Origin of the sequence: Tessaracoccus antarcticus, assembly GCF_003688855.1 — a bacterium.
In the GTDB taxonomy this organism is placed as follows: Bacteria; Actinomycetota; Actinomycetes; order Propionibacteriales; family Propionibacteriaceae; genus Arachnia; species Arachnia antarctica.
In genome coordinates this window covers 120,300-137,348 of sequence record NZ_REFW01000004.1, presented here as the reverse complement: position 1 = coordinate 137,348, position 17,049 = coordinate 120,300, and the positions used below count along the sequence as shown (strand labels likewise).

Sequence of the window (17,049 nt, the reverse complement as noted above, 5' to 3'; positions counted from 1 at the left end):
ATCGCCACGCCACTCCCACTAGGCTGTATCGATGGAGCAACTGGTGGCACGGCTGGGTGTTGGCGTCTGTGACGACGGATTCATCAGCGCCGACGACCTCGGCGTCAATCGCGGCGACGGGTGCTTCGACGCCACGCTCGTGCGTGTCGACGGCAACGCCGTGACGGCCGACTTCGTCGACGCCCACCTCGACCGGCTCGGGAATTCGTCGCGCATCCTCGGCATGCCCCCTGTGGAGATCGACGCGTGGCGGCACCTCACGCAGGAGGCGCTCGCCGAGTGGGCACGGCGCCGCGGCCCGGAGGCAGTGTGCAAGTTCGTGCGCACCCGCGGCCAGGAGACCCTCCATGGGGACCCGCTGGGGTTCATCACCATCACGGAACTCAGTGCCCAGCGCATCGCGGCGCGTGCGTCCGCGACCGCGGTGACGCTGTCAGCAGGACGCACTGCAGGAGCGCTGAACGACGCCCCGTGGCTGCTGGGAGGCGCGAAGACCCTGTCCTACGGCACCAACCTTGCCCTCGTGCGGGAGGCCCACAGGCGCGGTGTCACCGACCCCGTCCTCGTCTCCACCGACGGCGTCGTCCTCGAGGGCCCGCAGTCGGGGGTCCTCGTCCTGAAGGACGGCCTGCTGTTCTCGACACCCGTGGCATCCACGGGGATCCTTGACTCCATCACCGTCCGTCACGCCCTGGAGGGCTGGCAGGCTCTGGGGCGCCCCACGGAACTTCGCCTCTACGCAGTGGCCGAACTGCTGTCGGCGGACGCAGTCTGGCTCGCCAGCTCCATCCGGGGTGTCACCCCGATGGTCGAGCTCGACGGGCACACGTTGCCGCAGGACCCGGCAGTCACCGACGAACTGCGGGCGCTGATCCGCCCATAGGCTCGCCACACACGCGCGTACGCGCAGGCAGCACGCACCAACGTGGTGGCCAGTGACCCGTCACCCAATGACATGGCTTCTCAGGAGCCGGGAATCAGGCTCAGGTGGAGCGTTCCACCAGGTCGGTGCAGACCTGGGCCAGCATGTCCTTGGCGTCGCCGTCCGGTAGTGCGGCCAGATGGCTGCGCGCGAGCTCAGCACGGCGACGCACCTCAGCCTTGGCCTGCGCCATGACGGGATGGGCCCGGAGGCCGTCGAGCGCCACGGTCAGTGCTTCATCGGATTCGAGGTCGCCGTCGATGAGCGTCTTCAGCTCAGCATCAGCGGGGTCCGACGAGGCGCCAAGCATCAGGGTAGGAAGCGTCGGGACGCCCTCCCGCAAGTCAGTGCCCGGGGTCTTGCCGGCCTCGTCGGAGGTGATGTCGATGACGTCGTCGCTGAGTTGGAAGACGACACCCACCTCCTCCCCGTAGGAGCGCAAGGCCTCGATGACCTCGGCTGAGGCGCCGGAGACCATACCGCCGAACACCGCGGACGTGGCGATGAGCGAGCCCGTCTTGTCGGCCACCACCTGCAGGTGGTGCGCCAACGGATCCTCTCCCTCGCCGGGACCGCGCGTCTCGGCGATCTGGCCCTGCACGAGCCTGGCGAAGGTGTCAGCCTGCAGCGCCACGTATTCCACGCCCAGCTTGGCGACGCGCGCGGAGGCACGGGAGAAGAGGTAGTCCCCGATGAGGATGGCGATGGAATTGCCCCAGCGGGCGTTGGCGGACGGGGCCGCGCGCCGCAGGTCGGCCTCGTCCATGACGTCGTCGTGGTACAGGCTCGCCACGTGGGTGAGTTCCACCACCAACGCTGCGTCGATGAGGTCGCCCTCGTCGACGGGACCGCCGAACTGGGAGGCGAGGAAGACCAGCGTGGGGCGGAACCGCTTCCCCCCGGCGGAGATGATGTGCGTGGCCGCCTCCGTCACGAACGGCGCGTCCGAGGTGGCCGCCTCCACGAGGACCTCCTCGAAGCGCCCGTGCAGACGCTCCAGCGTGGTGGGGTCAACCACGGACCATCACATCCCTCAGTCGTGTCATCGTCTCTGTCATCGTGTTCAGCCGGGTGCGTGGCTCAGCGGATGAACTGTCCGGCGGTGCCGGCCAGGTCCAGCACACCACCGGGGACCAGCCCCAGGATGATTGTTCCCAGCGTCGCCACCACGAGCACGCCCCACGTCCAGGCGGACGGGGTGCCGACCTCGGCCGTCTCCCCTTCCACTGGCTCCGAGAACCACATGGCCACCACGATCTTCAGGTAGAAGAACGCGGCGACGAGGCTGAAGACGACAGCCACCAGCACGAGCCAACCGTATCCACCGTCCCAGGCGGAGGCGAACACGACGAGCTTGCCCACGAAACCACCCGTCAGCGGAATGCCGGCGAAGCTCAGCAGGAACAGCGTCATCAGCCCTGCAGCGAGCGGGTTGGTGCGGCCGAGCCCACGCCATGACGAGATGTTGTTGGCCTCACCACCCGAGCGGCGGACCATCGTCACGATCGCGAAGGCACCCAGCGTCGCCAGCCCGTAGGCCAGCAGGTAGAAGCCGATGGAGGAAACACTGGAGAGGGCGACGCCCTCACCGGCGGCCACGACGCCGACGACACCCACGAGCAGGAAGCCTGCGTGGGCAATCGAGGAGTACGCCAGCAGTCGCTTGATGTCACTCTGGACCAGACCGATGACGGAGCCCACGAGCATGGTGGCCACGGCCACCACCGCGAACATGGGCTGCCAGTCCCAGCGTGCCCCACCCAGCGCCACGAAGAACACACGCAGCAGCGCGGCCACGGCGGCGGTCTTGGTGGCCACCGCCATGAAGGCGGTGACAGGCGTGGGAGCACCCGTGTACACGTCGGGCGTCCACGAGTGGAACGGCACGGCGCCGAGCTTGAAGAGCACACCCACTCCCACCAGCACGATGCCGGCCAGCAGCAACGAGTTGCTGCCCGTCCCGGCCGTGATGGCGTCGGCGATCTCATGGAGGTGGAACCCACCGGAGTAGCCGTACAGCATCGCGATGCCGTAGAGGAGGAATCCGGAGGACAGCGCCCCCAGCAGGAAGTACTTGAGCGCGGCCTCCTGGCTGAGCAGGCGGCGGCGACGCGCCATCCCACACAGCAGGTACAGGGGCAGCGAGAAGACCTCCAGTGCCACGAAGAGCGTGAGCAGGTCGTTGGCTGCAGCAAACATCAGCATGCCGAACAGTGAGAACAGCAGCAGCGGGAAGATCTCTGTGTGCTCGCGATGCAGGCGGTCGGCCTCACGCTCGAGCGGGGATCCGGGCACCGTGGCAGCCGAAGAGGCGAACGCAGACTGTCCATTGCCCAGGGAACGCTCGGCGAACAGCGCCAGGCTGCCCAGGCCGAACAGCAGCAGCAGCGTCCAGAAGAGGTAGGCGGGCCTGTCCAGCGCGATGGACCCCATGGCGGCAATGGTGGGCTCGGCGCTCACCCAGTTGGTAATGGTGAGCGCGAGGGCCGCGATGATGGACAGGCTCGCCAGGAACACCTGCGCAAGATAGCGGCTGGCGCGCGGGACGAGTGCCTCGACGAGCACTCCCAGTGCTGCACCGCCCAGCAGCACCAACAGGGGTGACAGCAGGAGCCATTCGATGGTGGGCGCCGTGATCATCAGTTGCCTTCCTCGATCTGCGGTGCGGGGTCCGTGACGCCGCTGGAGTTCATGATGGCCACGGACGTTTCATCCGCGACCTCCAGCAAGGGTTTGGGCAGGAAGCCGAGCGCCAGCAGGATCACGATGAGCGGCACGACGGCTGCCTTCTCGCGGAGGTCCAGGTCGGTGCGCACGGTCTCGGCCACCTGGGGGGTGACCGGGCCCGTCATGGTGCGCTGGTACATCACCAGCACGTAGACGGCGGACAGGACCATGCCGATGGTGATGAAGGCGGTCTGGACGGGGTAGCGCTGCCAGCCTCCCGCCATCGTGAAGAACTCGCCCACGAAGCTGCCGAAGCCGGGCAGCGACAGCGTCGCCAGACCAGCCATGAGCAGGACCCCGGCCAGAACGGGCGCCACCTTCTGCACGCCGCCAAAGGCGGCCACGTCGGCGGTGCCGCGACGCTGGACCAGGTAGCCCACCACGAGGAACAGCGCGGCGCTGGAGAGGCCGTGGTTGAGCATGTAGAAGATGGAGCCGCTGATGGACTGCGTGGTCATGGCAAAGATGCCGAAGACCATGAATCCGAAGTGGCTCACGGAGGTGTAGGACACGAAGCGCATCAGGTCGCGCGACCCCATGGCCATGAAGGCTCCGTAGACCACCGACACGATGGCCCACACCAGGATGACCGGGGTGGCCCAGGCGCTGGCCTCGGGGAACACCAGCAGGCAGACCTTGATCATGCCGAAGGTGCCGATCTTGTCGAGGACGCCCACCAGCAGCGTGGAGGTGCCGGGTGTGGCCTGCTCCGCGGTGTCGGGGAGCCAGGTGTGCAGGCCCACCAGCGGTGCCTTCACGGCGAACGCGAAGAAGAACCCGGCGAACAGCCACTTGCCCACGGTGCCGCTGAGGTCGAGGGTGGCCAGGTCACTGAACAGGAAGCTGACCTTGCCCTGATCGGACCCGACGGCGTACAGCCCCGCAACGGCGACCAGCATGACGAGGCCACCGGCCAGCGAGTACAGCAGGAACTTCACCGCCGCCGAGGTGCGGCGGGCGCCGCCCCAGCCGGCCACCATGAAGTACATGGGGATCAGGGTTGCCTCGAAGGCGATGTAGAACAGCAGGACGTCCGAGGCCATGAAAACGTAGAGGGCCAGTCCCTGCATGGCGAGCGCCATCGCGAAGAAGGTGCCGGTGCTCCAGCGGGCCTCCGGCCGGTCGCCGACGTTCCACTCGGCGATGAACACCGCGGGGACGAGGATGACCGTCAGGAGCACGAGGATGCCGCTCATGCCGGAGAACTCCAGCGCGTACCAGGCGCCGATGGGGCGGATCCAGGGGGCGGACTCGACGAGCCCGGTCCCCCGTGACAGCACGAAGACCAGGACGCCCACCACGGTGGTGGTGAGTGCGAACCCGAGGCCCACGAGCTTGGCGACGTGGCCCTTGGTGAACAGCAACACCAGCGCGCCCACCAGTGGCAGTAGGGCCAGAATGGTCAGAAGGGGAATTGAGTTGAACATGTTGCCTTCCTCCTCAGACCAGTTGCCCGAAAACCACGACCGCGGCAAGTGCCACGACCCCGATCACGAACGTCAAGCCGTAGGTGCGGACATAACCGTTTTGTGCGCGGCGCAGCCACGATCCGAGACCGCCCGCCATGCTGGCGGAGCCCATGACGAGACCGTCGACGACGCCGTGGTCGAACGCTTCCGTACCCGCCACGAGGCCCTTGACGGGACGCACGACGGCGTACTCGTTCAGGGCGTCGCCGTACAGGTCGGAGCGTCCCGCGAGGACGAGCGGGTTCTTCGTGACAGGGGCCGTGCGGGGGATGTCGCCGCGATGCAGGAACCAGCCGACAGCCACCCCCACGATCACGACGGCCAGGGTGAGCAGCGGGATGAGCGCCAGGGAGAAGACTTCGGTCTCGTGGACCTCGCCGCCCGTGGCAGGCGCAAGCCAGCCCTGGATCCAGCTGTTCATGAACAGACCCGCCACCAGGGACAGCACGCCGAGCACGATGAGCGGGACCGTCATGGTGAGCGGCGACTCGTGCGGGTGCGCGTCGTCCTTCCAACGGCGGGCGCCGAAGAAGGTCATGACCATGAGGCGTGTCATGTAGTACGCCGTCACACCGGCGCCCAACAAGGCCAGGACGCCGAGGACCGTGTTCGACTCGAACGCGGCCTCCACGATGTGGTCCTTGGAGTAGAACCCTGCCGTGAACGGGAACCCGATGATGGCCAGGTAGCCGGCGCCGAAGGTGAGGAACGTGATGCGCATGGCCTTGGCGAGACCGCCGAAGTTGCGCATGTCCACCTCGTCGTTCATGCCGTGCATCACGGAACCGGCACCGAGGAACATGTTGGCCTTGAAGAAACCGTGCGTGATGAGGTGGAAGATCGCGAACGCGGCACCGACGGGGCCGAGGCCGGCGGCCAGCATCATGTAGCCGATCTGGGACATGGTGGAGCCGGCGAGGACCTTCTTGATGTCGTCCTTGCTGGAACCGATCCAGGCGCCCGCGAGCAGCGTCACCGTGCCGACGATGGCGACGGCCAGGGTGGCCACGTCGCTCATGGCGTAGATGGCGTGGCTGCGGACCACGAGGTAGACACCGGCCGTGACCATGGTGGCGGCGTGGATGAGTGCCGACACCGGGGTGGGGCCCTCCATGGCGTCCAGCAACCAGGACTGCAGCGGCACCTGCGCCGACTTGGCGCACGCACCCACGAGCAGCATGATGCCGAGCAGCGTGGCCCAGGTGCCCGAGAGCTGCGGCGCACCCGCGTTGACGTCGGCGAAGGCCGAGGAGCCGAACATTGCGAGCATGGTGAAGATGGCCATGGCCATACCGAGGTCGCCGACGCGGTTCACGACGAACGCCTTGACGCCCGCGGCGGCGGCTGAGGGCTTGTGGGCCCAGAAGCCGATGAGCAGGTAGGACGCCAGGCCGACGCCCTCCCAGCCGAGGAAGAGCACGAGGTAGTTGTCCGCCAACACCAGGATGAGCATGGCGGCCACGAAAAGGTTGAGGTACGCGAAGAACTTGCGCCGGTTCGCGTCGTGGGCCATGTACCCGATGGAGTAGATGTGGATCAGTGCACCCACACCCGTGATGAGAAGGACGAAGAGGATGGAGAGCTGGTCCACGAGCAGGCCAGCCTCAATGCTCCAACTGCCGGTGGCGATCCACTCGTACAGGGGCACCGACACGGCACGGGAGCCCTCGTCCGCCGACAGCATCTGCACGAACAGCAGCAGCCCGATGGCGAAGGAGGCGATGGTGGCGACGGTGGCGAGCAGGTGACCCCACCCGTCGGAGCGTTTGCCCAGCACGATGAGCAGGGCCGCGCAGGCAAGGGGGATGGCAATGACCAGCCAGGCGAGGCTGAAGAGCCCCGATGCCGGTACCGCGGGGACGATTTCCAGGAGATGCACGCTTCTTGCCCCTGTCAGAACTTCAGCAGGTTCGCGTCGTCGACCGAAGCCGACCGGCGAGCACGGTAGATGGACACGATGATGGCAAGACCGACGACGACCTCGGCGGCCGCGACGACCATCACGAAGAAGGACGCCACCTGCCCGTCGAGGTTTCCGTGCTGCCGGGAGAACGTCACGAACGCGAGGTTGGTGGCGTTCAGCATGAGTTCGACGCTCATGAAGAGGATGATGGCGTTGCGCCGCAGCATGAAGCCGATCACCCCGATGGCGAACAGGATCGCCGAGAGCAACAGATAGGGCTCGGAAGTCACAGGGCATCTCCTTCAGCTTGGGCGGAAGCCTGCTCGATGGCAGCGTGGGACTCATCGGAGGGACGACGAAGGTTCTCGACGTCCATGATGACCCCGCGGGCGCGCAGCGTCGGGGAGACGGACAACTCGGAGGCGGTCCCGTCCGGCAGCAGGGCCGGCACATGGATGGCGTTGTACCGGGCGAAGACACCGGAGCTCGGCAGCGGGCCGGGGTGGACACCGTCGGTGGCGTACCGCTCGACGCGGTCGGTTGCCTCCTGCAGCTGGGTCTTCTTGGCCTTGAGTCGTTCACCGTGCGCCAGCACCATGGCGCCGAGGGCGGCCGTGATCAGCAGCGCAGCGGTGGCCTCGAAGATGAAGACGTAGCGGGTGAACAACAGCGCGGCTATGCCCTGGATGTTGCCCCCGAACTGGGCGTTGGCCTCTGTGAGGCCGGCGGGGATGCCGTCGAAGACGCGGCTGCCGATGGCGAGGAACACCATCGCGGCCAACGCGACGGCTGCCACGACGGAGGCGATGCGGTGACCCTTCAGCGTCTCGACGACGGAGTCACGGGTGTCGACACCCACGAGCATCACCACGAAGAGGAACAGCATGAGGATGGCGCCGGTGTAGACGATGATCTGCACCACGAACAGGAACGGTGCGTCCTGCGCGGCGTACAGGACGGCGAGGCCCACCATGACGCCAGCGATGCAGATGGCCGAATGGACGGGCTTGCGCGCGATCACCATGCCGAGTGCCAGCACCACCATGATGGGGGCGCAGATCCAGAAGGCCACCTGGTCCCCCGAGACCAGGGGGATGAGTGTCGTCACGGGGTCACTCCTCTGCTCGGCGCGGCCGTGCGGGTGTCGGGCTGGCCCGTGGAGGGCAGCCCCAGGAAGTAGTCCTTCTCCCCCTCGCCGAGGCGGCGGGGGTGTGGGGGCTGCTCCATGCCGGGAACGAGCGGGGCCAGCAGGTCCTGCTTCTCGTAGATGAGGCTGCTGCGCGAGGTGTCGGCGAGTTTGAACTCGTTCGTCATGGTCAGCGCACGCGTCGGGCACGCCTCGATGCACAACCCGCAGAAAATGCAGCGCAGGTAGTTGATCTGGTACACGTGGCCGTACCGCTCACCGGGCGAGAAGCGCTGGTCGTCGGTGTTGTCCGCACCCTCGACGTAGATGGCGTCCGCCGGGCAGGCCCAGGCGCACAGTTCACAACCGACGCACTTCTCCAGACCGTCGGGCCAGCGGTTCAGCTGGTGCCGGCCGTGGAAGCGCGGCATCGTGACTTTCTCTTTGCCCTTCTGCGGGTAACCCTGTGTGAAGGGCTTGCGGAAGATGGTGTTCAACGTGATGCCGAACCCGGCCCACGGATCAAGGATCCCCATCAGATCTCCACTTCCACTTCGGTGTCATCGGTGCGTGGCGCCCTGACGACGCCAGCCATCTCGGGCAACATCTGCCCCGGTCGGGGGGGTACGGGGTAGCCGCCTGCGAACGCGTCGAACGGTGCGTCCAGGTCCACGTCGTCCTCCTCGTCCTCGTCCTTGTCCGTGGACCCGCTCAGCGCGATGAGTATCGCCACCAGCAGGACGGCCAGGCCGAGGGTGTACTGCGGTGCTATGCCGATCATGACGATCCACAACAGCGAGATCGGGATCAGGCGTTTCCACCCGAGGTCCATGAACTGGTCGTAGCGGAAACGGGGCAATGTGCCACGCAACCACACGAATCCCGAGATCAGCAACTGGACCTTGACGACGAAGAAGATGGGCCCGAACCACGGGTTGTTCAGGAACGGGATCAGGTTCAGCGGCCACGGCGGCAGGTAGCCGCCCAGGAACAGCGTGGTGGCAATGGCTGAGACGGTGGCCATGTTGATGTACTCCGCGAGGAAGTACATGGCGTAGCGGAACCCGGAGTACTCGGTGAGGTAGCCGGCCACCAGTTCCGACTCGCACTCGGGCAGGTCGAAGGGGGCACGGTTGGTCTCGCCCACCATGGCGATGCAGTAGATCACGAAGGACGGCAGCAGCAGCAGGCCGTACCAACCGGGGATGCCGGGGTCGAACTCCATCTGCGTGAACGGGACCCGCAGGATGATTTTCTGGGCCTGCGCCTCGACGATGCTGGCCGTGGACATGGAGCCGGACAGCACGAACACACCCACGATGGCCAGACCCATGGCGACCTCGTAGGAGATCATCTGGGCCGAGCTGCGGATGGAGCCGAGGAACGAGTAGGTGGAGTTGGACGCCCACCCGGCGAGCACGATCCCGTAGATGCCGATGGAGGCGATGGCGATCATGAACAGCACCGACACGGGCAGGTCGGTGACCTGGAGGCGGGTGGTGACACCGAAGATCTCCACCTCGCCACCGAACGGCAGCACCGTCCAGGTGGTGAATGCGGCCACCCCGGTGAGCAGCGGCGCCAGGTTGTAGACCCACTTGTCGGTGTTGGTGGGGCGGAAGTCCTCCTTGGCGATCAGCTTGGCACCATCAGCCAGGGCCTGACCCAGACCGAAGGGACCATTCATGATGGGCCCGAGGCGGTGCTGCATCTTGCCGACGAGGCGGCGCTCGTACCAGACGTTGAAGATCGTCCAGACCAGCAGCACCACGAACAGGATGACCACCTTGATGAGGATCAACCACCAGGGATCAGAAAAGAACACGTTCATGAGGCAACTCCTTCGTCGACGGGGACGACGTCCACGGTCACGACCGTGCCGGGAACCGACGCGAGACGCTCACCCTGGCCGATTCCGGGATTCATGGGCACCCACACGACACCGTCGACCATGTCGCGCGTCGGCAGGAGAGGCAGCATCAGTCGACGCCGCCCATCCGTGACGCACACCACGTCGGTGGCACCGAGAGCGTTGGCCGTGGCCGGTGAGACCCGGGCGACGGCAGGTCGCGCCGTGGCGCGCAGGGCGAGCTCGTGGTCGTTGCCGCTGGACGCGTCCAGCAGTTGACGCCAGCTGGCCAGGACCAGGCCGTCTGCGGTACCCACCACGTGGCCGGGGTCGGCGACGGTGGGGGAAGCGGCGCGGTGACCGTCCCAGGTGCCGAGCTCGGCGAGGTCAGCGCGGGCCGCGGCCGGGGTGCGGAACCCCAGATCCGAGCCCATGGCGTCGGCCAGGGCCGCGAGGATGCGCATGTCGGTCATGGGCGAGCGGGTGTCCTTCACGACGATGGCGACGTCGCGTTGGCGCTGCTCCCAGTTCAGGAAGTGTCCGGACTGCTCCTCCATGAGGGCGGCCGGGAACACCACGTCGGCGCGTTCGGTGACGGCGCTCTCGCGCTGCTCGATGCTGACGACGAACCCGGCGCTCTCGAGCCCCAGGAGGGCTTCGTCGGCGTGTCCCATGTCGGCGGGGTCCACGCCTGCCACGACCAGTGCCAACAGCTCGCCGGAGGCGGCCGCCCGCAACTGCTCGTCGGCGGAGAGGCCGGCCTGTCCCGACAGCGTGGAAGCTCCCCACGCCGAGGCGACGTCCACCCGAGCGGCGGCGTCCGCGAGCGGGCGCCCCCCGGGCAACAGGTTCGGCATGCACCCGGCATGGATGGCGCCCACTTCACCGGCGCGGCGCGGGATCCACGCAAGCCGCGCTCCGGAGCGTGCGGAGGCAGCGGACACCGCGGACAGGAGCCCGGGCTGCGTGGCAGCCCTCTCCCCCACCAGGATGATCGTGCCCGCGCCCAGTTCCAGGCCGGACAGCGCGGCCGCTTCGCCACCGGGGGCCACAGCCACCAGTTCAGCGGACAGCTTCTCCGACCCGCGGGAGGCGAACGGCGCAATCGTCGTCACGCGGAGGGTCCCGTTGCGGACTGCCTTGCGCAGCCGCAGGAACACAATGGGCGACTCGTCCTCGGGCTCAAACGCCACCAGGACGACGTGCTCCGCGGCGTCGAGGTCGGCGTAGCGGACCGAGTCCGCCAGGGAGCGGCCCGCGACGTGGGCGGCGATGAAGTCCGCCTCTTCGTCCGACTGGGGGCGGGAGCGGTGGTCGATGTTGTTGGTGCCGAGTACCCCGCGCGCGAAGCGCGAGTAGGCGTAGGCGTTCTCGACTGTCAGACGTCCGCCGGTGAGCACACCGACGCGGCTGCCCGCCTCACGCAGACCGTGCACGGCGACGTCGATGGCCTCAGGCCAGCTCGCTGGCTGCAGGACGCCGTCCCGACGCACGAGCGGGCGGGTGATGCGGTCGTTGCCGCGGCCGTACATGAAGCCGAAGCGACCCTTGTCGCAGCTCCACTCCTCGTTGACCTCCGGATCGTTGCCGGCCAGCCGACGCTTGATCTGGTGGTGACGGTGGTCGCTGCGCAATTCGCAACCGGACGCGCAGTGCTCGCAGGACGTGGTGATGGACACCAGGTCGAACGGTCGCGCCTGGAAACGGTAGGCCGCCGACGTCAGCGCACCCACGGGGCAGATCTGGATGACGTTGCCGGAGAAGTACGAGTCGTACGGGTCGGTCTCGTAGGTGCCGACCTGCTGCAGTGCCCCGCGCTCCACCAGTTCAATGAACGGGTCGCCGGAGATCTGCTCGGAGAACCGGGTGCAGCGCGCACACAGCACGCAGCGCTCCCGGTCGAGCAGGATCTGCGCGGAGATGCTGACGGGCTTGGGGAACGTCCGCTTCAGCGCACCGAAGCGGGACTCGCCGTCGCCATTGCTCAACGACTGGTTCTGCAGGGGGCACTCGCCGCCCTTGTCGCAGATGGGGCAGTCGAGCGGGTGGTTGATGAGGAGGAACTCCAGCATGCCTCGCTGTGCCTTGTCGGCGACGGCGGAGGTCATCTGGGTCTTGACCACCATGCCCTCGGCCACAGGCATGGTGCAGGAGGCCTGCGGCTTGGGGAAGCCACGGCCGTTGCCGGCGTCGGGGATGTCGACCATGCACTGTCGGCAGGCACCGACAGGGTCCAGCAGGGGGTGGTCGCAGAACCGTGGGATGGCCGTGCCGATCATCTCGGCGGCACGGATGATGAGGGTGCCCTTGGGCACACTCACCGACGTGCCGTCGATGGTCAGGTTGACCAGATCGGGCTTCTTCGCCACCTCCGCCGGGGCGCTCTTCGCGTCGAGGCTCACCGCGGGTCTCCTTCTGTCGCGAACAGTGCGCTCTTCCCGTACGGGAACAGCTCCCACGCCGGGGTGGTGTAACCCTGTTCGAACTCTTCCCGGAAATACTTCACAGCGCTGACGACTGCCGCCACTGCACCGTCGGCCAGCGCGCAGAACGAGCGCCCACCGATGTTCTCGCAAATGTCCAACAGTTTGTCGACGTCGCCCGGCTCGGCCGTGCCCGCCTCGAACCGCATGAGCAGCTGGACGAGCCACCACGTGCCCTCACGGCACGGGGTGCACTTCCCGCAGGACTCGTGCTTGTAGAACTCCACCCAGCGCAGCGTGGTGCGCACCACCGAGGTGGTCTCGTCGAAGACCTGCAGCGCCTTGGTGCCGAGCATCGTGCCAGCAGCCGCCATGCCCTCGTAGTCCAGGGGGACGTCCAGGTGGTCGCCCGTCAGGATGGGTGTGGAGGACCCGCCGGGGGTGAAGAACTTCAACTGGTGCCCGTTGCGGACGCCGCCGGCGAGTTCCAGGAGCTGGCGCAGGGTGACACCCAGAGGTGCCTCGAACTGGCCGGCACGCTTCACGTGGCCGGAGAGGGAGTACAGGGTCATGCCCTTGGACTTCTCCGTGCCCATGGACTGGAACCAGGCGATGCCGTTGTCCAGAATGCTCGGGACGGACGCGATGGACTCGACGTTGTTGATGACGGTCGGGGACGCGTACAGGCCCGCCACAGCCGGGAACGGCGGCCGCAGACGCGGCTGACCGCGGCGACCCTCCAGCGAGTCCAGCAGTGCCGTCTCCTCGCCACAGATGTAGGCGCCGGCCCCGGCGTGCACGATGATGTTCAGGTCAAAACCGGTGCCGAGCACGTTCGCGCCGAGATACCCGGCGGCACGCGCCTCCTCCACGGCCTGCTGCAGGCGGCGCACGATGTGCAGCACCTCGCCGCGGATGTAGATGAAGGCGGTGTTGGCACCGATGGCGTACGAGGAGATGATGATCCCCTCCACCAACGTGTGCGGGGACGCCATCAGCAGCGGCATGTCCTTGCAGGTGCCCGGCTCCGACTCGTCGGCGTTGACCACGAGGTACTTCGGGTTGGGGTTGTCCTGCGGCACCAGCGACCACTTCAGACCGGTGGGGAATCCAGCGCCCCCGCGGCCACGCAGGCCGGATTCCTTGACGAGCGACATGACGTCGCCAGCCTGCATGTCGAGGGCCTTGCGCATGGCGCGGTAGCCGCCGACCTCCTCGTAGCGGGAGAGCTTCCATGACGCGTCACTGTCCCAGTCGGACGACATCACGGGTGTGAGCAGATCAGTCACTTCGCCTCCTGCGTCTCGGCCGGGGCCGGAAGGTTGTCGGGATCCGGGGCGCCCCAGTTGTTCTCGCGAGCAATGCTGAGTCCCAGCAGCGACGCGTGACCCGCTGACGGTCCCTCGTCGGCGCGGCCGTCCGGGAACCCGGCCAGTACGCGCTCGGCGGCGCGCCACGACGTCAGGGTGGCTCCGCGGGGGGAGGCCACCTCGTCGTCGTTCATGAGCGCGTCAAGCAGTTCGTCCGTGGTCTCCGGGGACATGTTGTCGAAGAACTCCCAGTTCACCATGACGACGGGGGCGTAGTCACAGGCGGCGTTGCACTCCAGCCGCTCCAGGGAGACCCTCCCACAGGGGGTGGTCTGGCCCTCGTCGATGCCGAGCTTCGCCTTGGCGCGCTCCAGCAGGATGTCGCCACCCATGACGGCGCACAGCGCGGTGGTGCAGACACCCACGTGGTGGGTGCCGGCGGGGCGCCGCTTGTACATGGTGTAGAACGTCGCGACGCCGGACACCTGCGCTGTGCTGATGCCCAGGATGTCGGCACACACCTCGATGCCCCGGGGGCTGACGCGGCCGTCGACGGACTGCACCAGGTGCAGCATCGGCAGCAGGGCCGAGCGGGACTGGGGGTAGCGCCCCGCCAGTTCCTTCAGCTCGGCGATGGTGGTGGCGTCGATGCTGCTGGACTGGTCCGAGTAGTCCACGTGCCCCGAGTCGGGGAAATGGCTTTCGAAGTGGCCACTCATCGGTCCACACCTCCGAGGACAGGGTCGAGGCTGGCAACGGCCACCACGACGTCGGACATCATGCCGCCCTCGCACATCAGCGGGACGGACTGCAGGTGGTTGAACCCGGGATCCCGGAAATGGGCCCGGTAGGGTCGGGTGCCACCGTCAGAGACGAGGTGTACACCCAGTTCACCCTTGGGGGACTCGATGGCCTGGTAGACCTGCCCGACGGGCACCTTGAAACCTTCCGTCACCAGTTTGAAGTGGTGGATCAGTGCCTCCATGGATTCGCCCATGATGTGCTTGATGTGTTCATTGCTGTTGCCCTGGCCGTCGGCGCCCAGCGACAGCTGTGCAGGCCAGGCAATCTTCGCGTCGGCGACCATGACGGGCTGGCCCTGGGTGCGCTCGAGGCGCTCCAGGCACTGCTCGACAATCCTCAGCGACTGCCACATCTCGTCCTCGCGGATGAGGAAACGCCCGTAGGCGTCGTTGCTGTCGCGCGTGACGGTCTCGAAGTCGTAGGTTTCGTAGCCGCAGTACGGCTGCTTCTTGCGCAGGTCCCAGTCGAAGCCGGTGGCGCGCAGGGGCGGGCCCGTGACGCCCATCATCATGCAGGCGGTCAGGTCCATGGTGGCGACCTTCTGCAGACGCATCTTGAAGATCGGGTTGGCGTCGCAGAAGCCGGCGTACTCGGGCAGGTGCTTCTTCAACCACGCGATGACGGTGCGCAGGTGTTCCAACCCGCCCTCGGGCAGGTCGTTGGCCACTCCCCCGGGACGGATGAAGGCATGGTTCATGCGCAGGCCCGTCAGAGCCTCGAGGAAGTCGAGAATCATCTCGCGCTCGCGGAAGCCGATGGTCATGACGGTGAGGGCGCCGATCTCCATGCCGCCCGTGCCGATGGCAATCAGGTGGGACGCGATGCGGTTCAGCTCCATCACGAGCACCCGGATGATCGAGGCGCGCTCGGGGATGTCGTCGGTGATGCCCAGCAACTTCTCCACGGCCAGGCAGTACGCGGCCTCGTTGAACAGCGGTGCCACGTAGTCCATGCGGGTGCAGAACGTGACCCCCTGGGTCCACGTCCGGTACTCCATGTTCTTCTCGATGCCGGTGTGGAGGAAGCCGATGCCGGGACGGATGGACGTGACGGTCTCGCCGTCCATTTCCAGGATGAGGCGCAACACACCGTGCGTGGACGGGTGCTGGGGTCCCATGTTCACGACGATGGTCTCGTCGCCGCGTTCGGCCTGTTCGCCGGCGATCTCGGCCCAGTCGCCACCCTGGGCGAGGTAGACGCGGTCGGCCTTGACCTCTCCCGGTGACGCGAAGATGTCCTCAGTGGCTGCGTGCGTGGTGCTCATGAGTAGGTCCTCCGGTTGTCGGGCGAGGGCACCCAGGCTCCCTTGTACTCGATGTCGACGCCGCCGAGCGGGTAGTCCTTGCGCTGTGGGTGACCCACCCAGTCGTCGGGCATCAGGATACGGGTGAGGGCGGGGTGGCCGTCGAAGATGATGCCGAACATGTCCCACGTCTCGCGCTCGTGCCAGTCCGCCATGGGATACGTGGCGACGATCGACGGTATGTGGGCGTCACCTTCCGGGCAGGTGACCTCGAGCCGCACCCGACGGTTGTGGGTGTAGGAGAGCAGTTCGTAGACCACGTGCAGTTCGGCGCCGGTCTGCTCCGGGTAGTGCACGCCGGACACCGACATGCACGCCTCGAAACGCAGGAACGCATCGTCGCGGAACTTGGCGACGACTGCGGGCAGGTCCGCACGGTCCACGTGGATGGTGAGCTCGCCGCGGTCCAGCAGCACACGGCCCCCCTGCAGGGCGGGCAGTACTTCAAGGGCGCGGTTGACAATGGCGTCGAACGGGTCGCCGAAGGGCGGCGAGGTCTGTCCGGGCATCTCCAGCCTGCGCTGGATGCGGCCGTAACCGGACGTGTCGCCCGAGCCGGCCGACCACATGCCCTGACGCGTGGCGAAACCACTCGTGGGGGCGACTTCGGAGTTGCCGTGCTCCGGCTCGACGGGAAGGTTGTCTTCAGTCATCGCATGATGCCCTTCATCTCGTGCGTGGCCGGCGCCGTCAGGGCCGCCTGCTCATTGCGCTCGATCTGGTCGTCCATGTTGGCACCGATGGGCAGGTTCTGGACCTCCTTGCGGAGCTTGAACATGGCGTCGATGAGCATGTCAGGGCGCGGCGGGCAGCCCGGGAGGTAGATGTCGACGGGAAGGAAGTGGTCGCAGCCCTGCACGATGGCGTAGTTGTTGAACATGCCGCCAGAGCTGGCGCAGGCACCCATGGAGATGACCCACTTGGGGTTGGGCATCTGGTCGTAGACCTGCCGGATCACGGGGGCCATCTTCTGGCTCACCCGTCCGGAGACGATCATGAGGTCCGCCTGGCGTGGGGAGGCCCGGAAGACCTCCTGGCCCCAGCGTCCTGCGTCGTAGCGGGGTGTGCCGTAGGCCATCATCTCGATGGCGCAGCAGGCCAGACCCATCGTGGCCGGCCAGAAGGAGGCCTGTCGCACCCAGCCGAAGACGCCTTCGACGGTGGTGAGCAGGATTCCGCTCGGAATCTTGTCTTCGAGACCCATCAGGTTGTC

15 protein-coding genes are annotated in these 17,049 nt (G+C 67.1%); 1 reads left to right on the top strand and 14 read right to left on the bottom strand.

Translation table 11 applies throughout. The annotated features are described in order from the left end of the window. Positions 1–31: 31 nt before the first annotated feature. Positions 32–883, top strand: coding sequence for an aminotransferase class IV (locus EAX62_RS13640; protein ID WP_121902282.1), 852 nt, complete (start codon positions 32–34; stop codon positions 881–883). A gap of 100 nt (positions 884–983) precedes the next feature. Here the strand turns inward: EAX62_RS13640 and EAX62_RS13635 are convergent, their stop codons facing one another. The 14 genes from EAX62_RS13635 to EAX62_RS13570 all read right to left on the bottom strand — a co-directional run bounded on the left by EAX62_RS13635 (position 984) and on the right by EAX62_RS13570 (position 17,040). Next, complete coding sequence (locus tag EAX62_RS13635) at positions 984–1,940, bottom strand: polyprenyl synthetase family protein (protein ID WP_121902281.1); 957 nt, start codon at positions 1,938–1,940, stop codon at positions 984–986. A 62-nt stretch (positions 1,941–2,002) separates the two neighbouring features. Next, positions 2,003–3,562 (bottom strand): NADH-quinone oxidoreductase subunit NuoN, encoded by a 1,560-nt coding sequence (nuoN, locus tag EAX62_RS13630; protein WP_121902280.1) that lies wholly within the window; start codon positions 3,560–3,562, stop codon positions 2,003–2,005. Continuing rightward, positions 3,562–5,076, bottom strand: coding sequence for an NADH-quinone oxidoreductase subunit M (locus EAX62_RS13625; protein ID WP_121902279.1), 1,515 nt, complete (start codon positions 5,074–5,076; stop codon positions 3,562–3,564). The genes nuoN and EAX62_RS13625 overlap by 1 nt, the downstream gene beginning before the upstream one ends. Before the next feature lie 13 nt (positions 5,077–5,089). Beyond that, entirely contained in the window at positions 5,090–6,997 is a 1,908-nt protein-coding gene (gene nuoL / locus EAX62_RS13620; protein WP_121902278.1) for an NADH-quinone oxidoreductase subunit L, read from the bottom strand. Positions 6,998–7,011: 14 nt separating this feature from the next. Continuing rightward, complete coding sequence (gene nuoK / locus EAX62_RS13615) at positions 7,012–7,311, bottom strand: NADH-quinone oxidoreductase subunit NuoK (RefSeq protein ID WP_121902277.1); 300 nt, start codon at positions 7,309–7,311, stop codon at positions 7,012–7,014. Continuing rightward, complete coding sequence (locus tag EAX62_RS13610) at positions 7,308–8,129, bottom strand: NADH-quinone oxidoreductase subunit J (RefSeq protein ID WP_121902276.1); 822 nt, start codon at positions 8,127–8,129, stop codon at positions 7,308–7,310. Before EAX62_RS13610 ends, nuoK begins: the two co-directional genes overlap by 4 nt. Beyond that, positions 8,126–8,683 (bottom strand): NADH-quinone oxidoreductase subunit NuoI, encoded by a 558-nt coding sequence (gene nuoI / locus EAX62_RS13605; RefSeq protein ID WP_121902275.1) that lies wholly within the window; start codon positions 8,681–8,683, stop codon positions 8,126–8,128. Before nuoI ends, EAX62_RS13610 begins: the two co-directional genes overlap by 4 nt. Next, positions 8,683–9,978, bottom strand: a complete 1,296-nt coding sequence (nuoH, locus tag EAX62_RS13600; RefSeq protein WP_121902274.1) for an NADH-quinone oxidoreductase subunit NuoH — start codon at positions 9,976–9,978, stop codon at positions 8,683–8,685. The genes nuoI and nuoH overlap by 1 nt, the downstream gene beginning before the upstream one ends. Beyond that, complete coding sequence (locus tag EAX62_RS13595; protein WP_121902273.1) at positions 9,975–12,398, bottom strand: NADH-quinone oxidoreductase subunit G; 2,424 nt, start codon at positions 12,396–12,398, stop codon at positions 9,975–9,977. Before EAX62_RS13595 ends, nuoH begins: the two co-directional genes overlap by 4 nt. Continuing rightward, entirely contained in the window at positions 12,395–13,708 is a 1,314-nt protein-coding gene (gene nuoF / locus EAX62_RS13590; RefSeq protein WP_121902272.1) for an NADH-quinone oxidoreductase subunit NuoF, read from the bottom strand. Before nuoF ends, EAX62_RS13595 begins: the two co-directional genes overlap by 4 nt. Continuing rightward, positions 13,705–14,448, bottom strand: a complete 744-nt coding sequence (gene nuoE, locus EAX62_RS13585; protein WP_121902271.1) for an NADH-quinone oxidoreductase subunit NuoE — start codon at positions 14,446–14,448, stop codon at positions 13,705–13,707. Before nuoE ends, nuoF begins: the two co-directional genes overlap by 4 nt. Then, entirely contained in the window at positions 14,445–15,797 is a 1,353-nt protein-coding gene (locus EAX62_RS13580; protein ID WP_121902270.1) for an NADH-quinone oxidoreductase subunit D, read from the bottom strand. The genes nuoE and EAX62_RS13580 overlap by 4 nt, the downstream gene beginning before the upstream one ends. Beyond that, positions 15,794–16,489, bottom strand: a complete 696-nt coding sequence (locus tag EAX62_RS13575; RefSeq protein ID WP_121902269.1) for an NADH-quinone oxidoreductase subunit C — start codon at positions 16,487–16,489, stop codon at positions 15,794–15,796. The genes EAX62_RS13580 and EAX62_RS13575 overlap by 4 nt, the downstream gene beginning before the upstream one ends. Further along, entirely contained in the window at positions 16,486–17,040 is a 555-nt protein-coding gene (locus tag EAX62_RS13570) for a NuoB/complex I 20 kDa subunit family protein (RefSeq protein WP_121902268.1), read from the bottom strand. The genes EAX62_RS13575 and EAX62_RS13570 overlap by 4 nt, the downstream gene beginning before the upstream one ends. Between the last annotated feature and the right edge of the window lie 9 nt (positions 17,041–17,049).

Bases quoted from the DNA above. Each gene is read 5' to 3' on its own strand.
- nuoN (WP_121902280.1), bottom strand. From the start codon at position 3,562: ATGATCACGGCGCCCACCATCGAATGGCTCCTGCTGTCACCCCTGTTG.
- nuoH (WP_121902274.1), bottom strand. From the start codon at position 9,978: ATGAACGTGTTCTTTTCTGATCCCTGGTGGTTGATCCTCATCAAGGTG.
- nuoE (WP_121902271.1), bottom strand. From the start codon at position 14,448: ATGAGTGGCCACTTCGAAAGCCATTTCCCCGACTCGGGGCACGTGGAC.
- nuoI (WP_121902275.1), bottom strand. From the start codon at position 8,683: ATGGGGATCCTTGATCCGTGGGCCGGGTTCGGCATCACGTTGAACACC.
- EAX62_RS13625 (WP_121902279.1), bottom strand. From the start codon at position 5,076: ATGTTCAACTCAATTCCCCTTCTGACCATTCTGGCCCTACTGCCACTG.
- EAX62_RS13580 (WP_121902270.1), bottom strand. From the start codon at position 15,797: ATGAGCACCACGCACGCAGCCACTGAGGACATCTTCGCGTCACCGGGA.
- EAX62_RS13575 (WP_121902269.1), bottom strand. From the start codon at position 16,489: ATGACTGAAGACAACCTTCCCGTCGAGCCGGAGCACGGCAACTCCGAA.
- EAX62_RS13640 (WP_121902282.1), top strand. From the start codon at position 32: ATGGAGCAACTGGTGGCACGGCTGGGTGTTGGCGTCTGTGACGACGGA.
- EAX62_RS13570 (WP_121902268.1), bottom strand. From the start codon at position 17,040: ATGGGTCTCGAAGACAAGATTCCGAGCGGAATCCTGCTCACCACCGTC.